Origin of the sequence: Olsenella kribbiana (genome assembly GCF_036408795.1) — a bacterium.
In the GTDB taxonomy this organism is placed as follows: Bacteria; Actinomycetota; Coriobacteriia; order Coriobacteriales; family Atopobiaceae; genus Olsenella_L; species Olsenella_L kribbiana.
In genome coordinates this window covers 1-9,424 of record NZ_JAZGJP010000032.1, presented here as the reverse complement: position 1 = coordinate 9,424, position 9,424 = coordinate 1, and the positions used below count along the sequence as shown (strand labels likewise).

The 9,424-nt window shown below is 59.4% G+C and carries 10 protein-coding genes; 6 read left to right on the top strand and 4 right to left on the bottom strand.

Translation table 11 applies throughout. The features are described 5' to 3' along the window. Nucleotides 1–43 precede the first annotated feature (43 nt). On the bottom strand, nt 44–586 hold the full coding sequence (locus tag VXJ24_RS11350) for a MerR family transcriptional regulator (RefSeq protein WP_330973034.1): 543 nt from the start codon (nt 584–586) through the stop codon (nt 44–46). A gap of 106 nt (nt 587–692) precedes the next feature. Between VXJ24_RS11350 and VXJ24_RS11345 the strand changes: the two genes are divergently transcribed. From VXJ24_RS11345 to VXJ24_RS11335, 3 genes are all read left to right on the top strand, one after another. After that, nucleotides 693–1,859: an iron-containing alcohol dehydrogenase gene (locus VXJ24_RS11345; RefSeq protein WP_330973033.1), complete on the top strand. Its 1,167-nt coding sequence runs from the start codon at nt 693–695 to the stop codon at nt 1,857–1,859. A 108-nt stretch (nt 1,860–1,967) separates the two neighbouring features. Continuing rightward, nucleotides 1,968–2,441, top strand: coding sequence for a flavodoxin (locus tag VXJ24_RS11340; RefSeq protein ID WP_330973032.1), 474 nt, complete (start codon nt 1,968–1,970; stop codon nt 2,439–2,441). A 70-nt stretch (nt 2,442–2,511) separates the two neighbouring features. Further along, nucleotides 2,512–3,525 carry a DUF362 domain-containing protein gene (locus VXJ24_RS11335; RefSeq protein WP_330973031.1) on the top strand — a complete coding sequence of 338 codons (1,014 nt, stop codon included), beginning with the start codon at nt 2,512–2,514 and terminating at the stop codon, nt 3,523–3,525. A gap of 79 nt (nt 3,526–3,604) precedes the next feature. Here the strand turns inward: VXJ24_RS11335 and VXJ24_RS11330 are convergent, their stop codons facing one another. Next, the gene (locus tag VXJ24_RS11330; RefSeq protein WP_330973030.1) at nt 3,605–5,152 is read right to left on the bottom strand and encodes a DUF2252 domain-containing protein; all 1,548 of its coding nucleotides are present in this window, start codon (nt 5,150–5,152) and stop codon (nt 3,605–3,607) included. A gap of 165 nt (nt 5,153–5,317) precedes the next feature. On the opposite strand from VXJ24_RS11330, the gene VXJ24_RS11325 reads away from it, so the two are divergent. Continuing rightward, complete coding sequence (locus tag VXJ24_RS11325; RefSeq protein ID WP_330973029.1) at nt 5,318–6,388, top strand: M42 family metallopeptidase; 1,071 nt, start codon at nt 5,318–5,320, stop codon at nt 6,386–6,388. Between the two features lie 63 nt (nt 6,389–6,451). Here the strand turns inward: VXJ24_RS11325 and VXJ24_RS11320 are convergent, their stop codons facing one another. Beyond that, nucleotides 6,452–6,670 (bottom strand): (2Fe-2S)-binding protein, encoded by a 219-nt coding sequence (locus VXJ24_RS11320; protein WP_330973028.1) that lies wholly within the window; start codon nt 6,668–6,670, stop codon nt 6,452–6,454. Between VXJ24_RS11320 and VXJ24_RS11315 the strand changes: the two genes are divergently transcribed. After that, nucleotides 6,656–7,111 (top strand): hypothetical protein, encoded by a 456-nt coding sequence (locus VXJ24_RS11315; protein ID WP_330973027.1) that lies wholly within the window; start codon nt 6,656–6,658, stop codon nt 7,109–7,111. The two genes, VXJ24_RS11320 and VXJ24_RS11315, sit on opposite strands and share 15 nt — an antisense overlap. Nucleotides 7,112–7,194: 83 nt before the next feature. Continuing rightward, nucleotides 7,195–7,386 carry a hypothetical protein gene (locus tag VXJ24_RS11310; protein WP_330973026.1) on the top strand — a complete coding sequence of 64 codons (192 nt, stop codon included), beginning with the start codon at nt 7,195–7,197 and terminating at the stop codon, nt 7,384–7,386. Between the two features lie 192 nt (nt 7,387–7,578). On the opposite strand, the gene VXJ24_RS11305 is transcribed toward VXJ24_RS11310, so the two are convergent. After that, nucleotides 7,579–9,021, bottom strand: coding sequence for a glycoside hydrolase family 1 protein (locus VXJ24_RS11305; RefSeq protein WP_330973025.1), 1,443 nt, complete (start codon nt 9,019–9,021; stop codon nt 7,579–7,581). Nucleotides 9,022–9,424 lie beyond the last annotated feature (403 nt).

Genomic DNA, 9,424 nt, shown 5'->3' with positions numbered 1-9,424 from the left:
ATCATAGGCGGATGACGCGGAAACGGCCCCTCCCGGGGCCGTTTCAGTTCCAGATCGTTGTTTTCGCCCGCTGAGCTGGGCCTATGCCGGAATCTCTCCCACAGAAACCACCGAAGAGCCCTTTTTCTTGGGCGACCTGCTCGACGCCTGTCTCCTGATGCGCCTTCTTCCAGAGCTGCCGCCCCTCTTCTGGAAGGCCTTCCGGTCCCGCTTCCATGAAGCTCTCGCTGCCTGTCTGCTCTGCGGTGCGGTAGTACCAGAGCTTCCAGGAGATCATTGCGCGCGTGCGCTCGAGCTCGGCAATCTTCTCGTCCACCTTCTTCTGCCGCTCTTCGAAGAGATGCAGGCGGTCATGATAGGTATCAGGTCCTTCCTGGCACCATTCCATGAACTGCCTGATATCGCGGATCTCGAGTCCCGAGCGCTTGAGGCACTCGATCACCCTGAGGGATTCGAGCTGCTCCTCGTCGAAGCGGCGGATGCCTGAGGTGCGCTCGAGACCAGGGATGAGTCCCATCTTGTCGTAGTAGCGGATTGTCGAGATGGGAAGGCTGAACATCTCCGATACCTGGCCAATCGTATACATGCGTATCTCCCAGAATATATCTTGACCTGAAGTTAGGTTTAGATATTACAACAGAATGGCAAGGAGAGAGGGAAGATATGCCGTCCCGTTCGAGAAAGGCCTGCCAATGCTTGGAGATTTCACCTACCACAACCCCTGCTGCGTCCATTTCGGACCCCATGCCTTGGAAGAACTGCCGAAAGAGCTTGCGTCCTATGGACCTCGTGTCCTTTTGACGTATGGCGGAGGGTCCGTCAAGAGGTCTGGCCTCTACCAGAAGATCGTAGATATGCTGCATGATGCCGGCAAGACTGTCTTCGAGGTCTCTGGCGTCATGTCCAATCCGACCGCAGACAAGCTCCGTGAAGGATGCGCCGTGGCTCGGGAGAACGATGTCGACCTGATTCTCGCGGTCGGCGGCGGCTCTGTCATCGACTTCTCGAAGGGTGTGAGCGTGGGCGCCTGGACTGAGGGGGATCCCTGGGAGCACCTGTACCTCCATATGGAAGAGCCTGCCGGCAAGATCATTCCGGTCGGCGACATCCTCACGATGAGCGGAACCGGCAGCGAGATGAATGCAGGATCGGTCATCACGAACCATGAAGAGGGGCTCAAGATCGGCCATGTCTTCGGCGTGGATGTGATTCCCCGCTTTGCAATCGTGAATCCCGAGCTCACCTTCACCGTGCCTGACTACCAGATGCGTGCCGGCATCTACGATGCCTTCAACCACATCTGCGAGCAGTACTTCTCGGGGACTGATGACAATACGGGCGACTACATCGCCGAAGGCCTCATGAAGAGCCTCGTGCATGCAAGCCGCATTGCTGTGAAGGATCCAGAGGACTACGAGGCACGCTCGAACATCAGCTGGGTCTGCACCTGGGCGCTCAATACGCTCATTGCCTGCGGAAAGTCGACGGACTGGGAAGTCCACATGCTCGGCCAGGCTATGGGCGCCGTCACAGACGCGACGCACGGAATGACATTGTCTGCCGTGAGCCTTCCGTACTACCGGCTCGTCCTGCCCTACGGTGTTGCGAAGTTCGCACGCTTTGCCCGCGAGGTCTGGGACGTGGATGCAGAAGGGAAGAGCGAGCGCGAGGTAGCCGAGGCAGGACTCGAAGCGATGAGCGCCTGGATGGATGAAATCGGCGTCGTGAAGCATGCACGCGAGCTCGGTCTTACCAAAGAGCTGATTCCTGCTGCCGTGAAGGCCACCTTCATCCTCGATGGGGGATACCACAAGCTCACGGCAGATGAGGTCGAAGAAATCTTCCGCGAGAGCCTGTAGGTCCTTCTGGTATGCGGCCAGAGCATAGCAAGCTTCCTGCATGGGCATTTCACATGGCTGGCAGGCGGCCCTATCCTTGATGCAGGAAACAAAGAGAAAGGACTTTTCATGGCAAAGGCATTGGTGGCATATTTCAGCGTGTCGGGCACGACAAAGCGCGTGGCAGAACATCTTGCAGAGGCTGCAGGGGCAGACCTCTTCAGGATCGAGCCTGAGACGCCCTATACGTCGGCAGACCTCAACTGGCGCGACCGCCATTCGCGCACGACACAGGAGAAGAATGACCGCAGCATCCGTCCTACCCTCAAGGGCACGGTGCCTGATGTGTCTGGCTACGACGTCGTCTATGTCGGATTCCCGATTTGGTGGTACACGGCACCGAACATCGTGAACACGTTCCTCGAGTCAGCTGATTTCTCGGGCAAGACGATCGTGCCGTTTGCAACCTCGGGCGGAAGCAATGCAGCAGCTTCTACGCGCGACCTTGCGCCGTCTGCTCCGGGAGCTCACGTCGAATCAGGCGTGCTCCTGAATGGCGCATCGGATGCTCGTCTTGCGAAGCTTGCAGAGCAGTATGCCTAAAGAGGACGGTCTGGATGCATCCATTGTCCCCATGATGGGAGCAACGGATTTCGGAAGGAAGAGGTGGAGCATGGGAGCGAAGCCCCAGCCCGGCACAGGCGGAAATATCTATGTCCCCTATGAGGAACGCACGGGCAACGAATCGATCGTCTATTTCACCCGCGATCTTTCTGCCCAGGGCCTGGCGCGTGCCTATGAGCAGGTGAATGGCAACATCCACGGGAAGGTGGGGCTCAAGCTCCACACCGGAGAGCAGCATGGACCGAACATCCTGCCGACAGGGTGGGTCAAGTCTCTTCGTGAGAAGGAGCCTGAGCTTCAGGATTCCCATATCGTCGAGACGAACACCTACTACGAGGGCGACCGCTATACGACCGAGCAGCACCGAAAGACGCTCGAGGTCAATGGCTGGACGTTCTGCCCTGTCGACATTATGGATGAGGACGGCGTGGCAGACCTGCCGGTTCTGGGCGGCAAATGGTTCGACACGATCGGTGTGGGCGACCACATGCTGAGCTATGACTCCCTGGTCGTGCTCACGCACTTCAAAGGCCATACGATGGGTGGCTTCGGCGGCTCGAACAAGAACATCGGCATCGGCTGCGCTGACGGCCGCCGCGGCAAGGCACAGATCCATACGACGCCGGGGTCGTCCAACATGTGGGATATTGCCGAAGAGGAGCTCATGGAGCGCATCAGCGAGTCTGCAAAGGCGACCGTAGACTTCTTCTCGTCTGAGGGACGCTCCATCACCTTCGTGAACGTGCTCAGGAACATGTCGGTCTCCTGCGACTGCGAAGGCGTCCATGCTCAGCCGGTCGTGACGCCGAATGTCGGCATCCTTGCCTCGACGGATATGCTTGCGGCAGACCAGGCTTCGGTCGATATGGTCTTCGCGATGAAGCCGGAAGAGAACCACGACCTCGTGGAGAGGATGACAACAAGGCACGGGCTCAGGCAGCTCTCCTATATGAAGGAGCTCGGCATCGGCAATGACCGCTACGTGCTGATCGATCTCGATCACGACGGCAGGCGCATGAGCGTCGAGGAAGCTGTAGCCAACCTCACGCCGTTTGCAGGCTAGAGAAGCACTTCAAGAGATGGCAAAGCGGAGAAGCCCGAAAGCATGGGCTTCTCCGCTTTCTTGCGTTTCCATGCGTCTCTTAGCAGAACCTGCCCTGCTTCCTGGCAGCGAGAAACGCCTCATAGTCTTCTTCGGTCTGGTCGGCGTAGGCATGGGCAAACGTGCAGAAGGCATCGTCCATCGCCGTGTCGCGTCCCAGATAGGAGGCAATAGCGAAGCGGTCGCCGGTTCTTGCGTGCGCCCGGGCAAGCGTCCAGCCGCAGAGGGCAGCAAGATGTGTCAGGCGGTGGGCATCGATCTTCGTGAGGTCAGGCGCCCCCTTGCCGTCCCAGAGCTGGCGTACGTAGTAGTCATGCATGCGGCCATCCTCGGCAGGAAGCCTCGTCCAGCCCAGAAGGAGGTCCGAGGAGACCTGGATGGCGCGCTGTCCTTCTACGACGCGCTGCCCCTGCTCGGCATAGCCGCTCTTCCCGACATAGCGCTCGAGGACGGAGGGCACGGCCTCCTTGATCTGGAGCACGAGGGAGTCGTCAGCATCCGCTCCCTCAAAGACGCAGATCCAGGCCCTGAGACCGACAGACCCCACGCCCACGACCTTGCGGGCAATATCGACACCGTGGTAGGAGTCAAGGAGCGCCTTCCTGTTGTCGGGCAGGGAGGCGCGGTATCCCTTCAAGATCAGGCGGATGAGCCTGGCTGTCGAGTCCTCATGAGCGAACCTCGTGTCCTGGGCAAGCTCGCGCATGATCGTCTCCTTGAAGCCGCTCTCGGAGACCTTCTTCTGGGCGATGTCGCGCACCGGCACGATGATGGGCGGATCGCTCACAATTCTGAGCTTCCCGTCCACGACCTCCGTGAACTTCTGGACCGCGCGGGCGCTGTTCTTGCGCTCTGCCTTGCTGAGCGTCTTCTCGAAGGCCTTGCGCTCCGACTTGCCGCCCACTTCCTCGGCAAGGGCCTTCAGATGGTCTGTGTCTGCCTGGGCATACCAGACCTCGAGATTGCCCATCTCGGCAAACTGTGCCATTGCCTGGTGATAGGTGTTCACGCAGGCACGTACGGCCTTGTCGGTCTTCTCTCTTGAGAGCCCGAGCATACGGGCACAGACATCGACAGAGGCTGCGAGACGCTTCAGGTCCCACTCCCAGGGACCGCGTGCTGTCTCGTCGAAGTCGTTGAGGTCGAAGACGCGCTGGCGCTCCGGCGTTGCAAAGATGCCGAAGTTTGCGATATGGGCGTCTCCCGATGCCTGGACACGCAAAGGCGTCATAGGCGTCGTGGCAAGGTCTCCTGCCATCGGAAGGGCACAGCCTCGGTAGAACGCAAAGGGATCCTGTGCCATGCGCTCGTAGCGGATCGGCAGGAGCTCCGGGACGCGATCGGCTGCCTGGCTCTCGAGGAGTCCGAGCGGATCGGGACGTGCCTGGCTCTTCGGCGGCCACATGGCCTGGGCCTCTGCTGGCACTTCCTCGCGGAGCTTCGCACCATAGATCCTTGACTCGTCAGGAGTGCGCTGCTCCTGCTCGAGGAATGCTGCTGCAAGAAGCGACGAGATCTTGTGCGCTGCCGCATCGGCAAGCGCGCTCCTGCCTGCAGACGTGCCTGTCCCTGCTGAATCTTCTGGCATATGTCCCTGCCTTCCTCTGGAGCTCCGTGCATAACGACTGTACTCCTCGAAGGCATGAGGTGCTGCCGGGATGCATTTCCAGCTGGTGACTGAAGAGACGTGCCTGCTGCGAGATGCCAGGGCTTGGGCTATGGTAGAGGCCGAATCTGGGAGAGGGAGGATGCAATGGATCTGGTACGCGATGAGGTGGCAGAGCTTCTGGGAAAGCTGAGCTCTGCGAAGTCGCCTTCGGGCTTCGAGGATGAGACGGTGGCTGTAGCAAAGGAGTTCTGCGCCGGCTGGGCTGATGTGAAGACGAATTCTTTGATGGATGCCCTGATCTATCCCAGGAGCTTCAGCGGCACGAAGCCGGTCCTCATGCTCGATGCCCATGGAGACGAGGTCGGCGGCATGGTCCGCTCGATCCGCTCGAATGGCACCATGAGCTTCGTCGAGCTCGGGCGCTTCTCGCCCCACGTGCTGGCAGGACAGGATGTCTTCGTGCGCACGACAGAAGGCACGTGGGTCCGTGCCGTCATCGGCGTGAAGCCGCCTCACTTCATGAGCGAAGCGGAGAAGGCTGCCGGCAGAGAGGAGCTCATCCTCGACTGCGGCGCCACATCGAAGGAAGAGGCTATCAAACGCTTCCATATGGGCATGGGCGAGCCCTTCGTGCCGGCGACGCAGTTTGAATACGACAAGGAGCACGGCATTGCTTTCGGCAAGGCCTTCGACTGCAGGGCAGGTGTCACAGCAATGCTCCTTGCACTCCGGGAGCTCTCGAAGAAAGACCTGCCCTTCGATGTGGTGGCCTCGATCTCGTCGATGGAGGAGGTAGGGGAGCGCGGTGTTGCCGCTGCGGTCAGGACCTTCCAGCCAAAGCTTGCCTTCATGTTCGAGGGCTGCCCGGCAGATGACACCTTCCAGCAAGCAGACGATATCCAGGCAGCGCTCCACAAAGGCCCGATGTTTCGCTACTTCGATTGCTGCATGATAACGAACCCAAGGTATCAGCGCTACGTGCTGGCTACGGCAAGAGAGCATGGCCTCAAGGTGCAGACGAGCGTGCGCGAGGGCGGCGGCACCGATGGAGGCCCTGCACATATGCTCGATGTGCCGAGCGTCGTGGCAGGAGTTCCCTGCCGCTATGTCCATGCAGGATGTGCCATCTGCGCCCTCGATGATATCGAGGAAGCGGCCAAGGTCTGCGTGGCTGTGGCCGAATCGCTCACGCCGGATACGGCAGAAAGCTTCTGACGGGAAGAAGGAGGCAGAGCCTAAGCCCTGCCTCCTTCGGATGCCATTGCCTGCCTCTGCAGCCTATGCAGTCTGGGCAAGTGCCTCCTCGACAACTGCTGCGACGGCAGCGCAGCAGCGACCGCAATGGGTGCCTGCGCCAGTTGCGCGCTCGACATCCTCGATGTTCCGCGCTCCTGCTGCCACAGCCTCGAAGATCTCGTCTTTCGTCGTTCCCATGCAGGGACAGACGAGCCCCTCCTCGTCGGCGCTGTAGCCGCCACCGCGGTGGTCATCACCCATCTCTTCGTCATCGTGTCGATGCCCGTGATGGGCAGCACCATCCTCTCCATGGAAGTGGCCGTGCTCACCGTGATGGTGGCGATGCTTGCCATGGAACTCATCGTCGTCGCCGTGGTGGTGATGGCAGCGCTCATGTTCATCTCCGGCTGCATCTCCATGATGGTGGCGGCAATGGTGCTCGTCTGCGCCATCTTCTCCATCGTGGTGGTGATGGTGGTGGCAATGATATCCGGCTTCGGCGGCATCTCCGCCATGATGATGGCTATGGATGTGGCGGCTATCTTCATCGTGATGATGACCGGCTTCATGGCGGTGGTCGTGGCGGGGAGCCTCTGCCGTTGTGGCAGTTTCGGTACCGATATTCTCGTTCTCTTCGTTCGTCTTGTTCGTATCCATAAGATGGATTCCTTTCTTCGGAGGCAGGTCGATCGCCTTCAATGAAGTGAGCTTGTGTTGATTGGTCTATGCGGAAGTGGCATTTTGAATGCTGCAATGACAGACTTCCAGACGGAAAGGGCAGTGCAATGCTGGCACATGATGCTGATTCCAAGCAGCTATCTGAGCATAGCGAGAAGCCGCTCGAGGAAGGGGTGTGCCTTTCTGAAGGGACCAGGGCAGTGCTGGCGGAATTCGATGCAATGAAGGAATATCCGGAGCGCTACAGACGCTGCCGCTCGTTTGATGAGATGCTGCAGGACGTGCTTTCTGGCAAATGAGGCGGTCCGTCTGTCTTTCCGTCGTCTAAATGTATGGTACCTTGCTAATTGGTATATTGCACAGGTACCGATGCAATCACAAATGAGATATATTCCTGAATAGAAGCTGGGGCATTGAACATAGAGAGGGCCGGGACATGCATCCCGGCCCTCTCTGGCGTCCGTATGATGTGTCAGCTCTGGCTTGCTGCCCTAGTCGAGGCCTTCAGTGCCATTCGACTTGATGATCTTCTGGTAGGCGTAGAAGGAATCCTTGCGGCTGCGCTTGTAGGTGCCGCTTCCGTCGTCGTGCTTGTCGACGTAGATGAAGCCGTAGCGCTTGCGCATCTCGCCGGTGCCAGCAGAGACGAGGTCGATTGGTCCCCACCAGGTGTAGCCCTTGAGGTCCACTCCGTCATCCACTGCTTCGCGCATGGCGCGGACATGGCTCTTCAGGTAATCGATGCGGTAGGTGTCGTGGATGGAGCCATCCTCCTCGACCTTGTCGAGGGCGCCCATGCCATTCTCGACGACCATCAGAGGAATCTGGTAGCGGTCATAGATCTCGTTCAGGGCAAAGCGCAGGCCATCCGGGTCGATCTGCCAGCCCCAGTCGGTGCTCTTGAGGTAGGGGTTCACGCCGCCGAACGTCATGTTTCCTGCTGCCTGCTTCACGTCGTGCGTGCCGACGACAGAGCTCATGTAGTAGGAGAACGTGTAGAAGTCGATTGTGCCCTCCTTGAGGTCCTCGAGATCGCCGTCCTCGATCTTGAGGCTGATATCGTTCTCGCGCCAGAAGCGCTTTGCGTAGGAAGGATAGTAGCCCCTGACCTGGACATCGGAGCAGTACCAGTTCATGCGGCGCATCTCGGACTCGTTTGCAAGGACGTCCTTGGGGTCGCAGGTTGCGGCGTAGGAGAGGATGAAGCAGTCCATGTTGCCCATGCGGAACTGAGGATAGTGCTCATGCGCGTACTTCACGACGCGGGCAGAGGCCACGAACTGGTGATGGAGTGCCTGGTAGCGCTCCTGCGGGGTCGTGTGCGCTTCGGAGGCAGGACCTGCGAAGCCGCGGATCATGGACGTCTCAAAGAGGTTGCCCATGTCCATCGTGCCGCAGTTGATCTCGTTGAACGTGAGCCAGTAGCGCACCTTGTCGTGATAGCGGTCGAAGACGGTCTGGCAGTACTTCTCGAAGAAGCCGATGAGCTCGCGGCTAGCCCAGCCGTTGTACTTCTCGACGAGGTGGTAGGGCATCTCGTAGTGGGAAAGCGTCACGAGCGGCTCGATGCCATGAACCCTGCAGCAGTCGAAAACCCTGTCATAGAAGGCAAGGCCGAGCTCGTTCGGCTGCTCGTCGTCGCCGTTCGGGAAGATGCGCGACCAGGAGATGGACATGCGGAACATGTTGAAGCCCATCTCGGCGAAGAGCGCGATGTCCTCCTCGTAGTGGTGGTAGAAGTCGATTCCGTCATGGTTCGGGTAGAGCACATCGGGCTCGATATCGACCGTGATCGTGCGAGGCTTGTCCTTCGTGCCGCCCGTGAAGTGGTCATCGACAGACGGTCCGCGGCCGTCTACGTTCCAGGCACCTTCGAACTGGTTTGCAGCAGTAGCGCCGCCCCAATAGAAGCCCTCCGGGAATCCCTTGCCCATAGCTTTCCTCCTTCTTCCTGCCTGCTCGTGCAGGCACCTCCATCGCTTTCAAGCATAGGGAATGAGAGGTGCGCCCTCCAGGTTCTGGGCGCAGAAGGAGACTTCTTTTCGTCTGAAGGCAGATGGCCACGGCACAGGCTGACACTTTCTGATACTTTTCTTCTGTGGGGAAAGGAGCGGGACATGGATGTCGTGCAGAAGATGCGGGAGGCAGAAGGCTTCACGCCGACAGAGCAGGAGCTGGCACATACGATCCTCTGCCTCGGACCGCGCTTTTCGGACTAAATGGCTGAGGACCTCCGGCATAACCGCAGGAATTCCTGTCGCCGCTCCGCTGCATCATATGGATGAACGGCTGATGCATCCGGAGGATCGGGGGACGAGATGGCGAAGGGTCATGCAG

What these genes read in the sequence shown, in the direction of transcription:
- VXJ24_RS11350 (WP_330973034.1), bottom strand. Translation starts at nt 586, where the DNA reads ATGTATACGATTGGCCAGGTATCGGAGATGTTCAGCCTTCCCATCTCG.
- VXJ24_RS11345 (WP_330973033.1), top strand. Translation starts at nt 693, where the DNA reads ATGCTTGGAGATTTCACCTACCACAACCCCTGCTGCGTCCATTTCGGA.
- VXJ24_RS11340 (WP_330973032.1), top strand. Translation starts at nt 1,968, where the DNA reads ATGGCAAAGGCATTGGTGGCATATTTCAGCGTGTCGGGCACGACAAAG.
- VXJ24_RS11335 (WP_330973031.1), top strand. Translation starts at nt 2,512, where the DNA reads ATGGGAGCGAAGCCCCAGCCCGGCACAGGCGGAAATATCTATGTCCCC.
- VXJ24_RS11330 (WP_330973030.1), bottom strand. Translation starts at nt 5,152, where the DNA reads ATGCCAGAAGATTCAGCAGGGACAGGCACGTCTGCAGGCAGGAGCGCG.
- VXJ24_RS11325 (WP_330973029.1), top strand. Translation starts at nt 5,318, where the DNA reads ATGGATCTGGTACGCGATGAGGTGGCAGAGCTTCTGGGAAAGCTGAGC.
- VXJ24_RS11320 (WP_330973028.1), bottom strand. Translation starts at nt 6,670, where the DNA reads ATGGGTGATGACCACCGCGGTGGCGGCTACAGCGCCGACGAGGAGGGG.
- VXJ24_RS11310 (WP_330973026.1), top strand. Translation starts at nt 7,195, where the DNA reads ATGCTGGCACATGATGCTGATTCCAAGCAGCTATCTGAGCATAGCGAG.
- VXJ24_RS11305 (WP_330973025.1), bottom strand. Translation starts at nt 9,021, where the DNA reads ATGGGCAAGGGATTCCCGGAGGGCTTCTATTGGGGCGGCGCTACTGCT.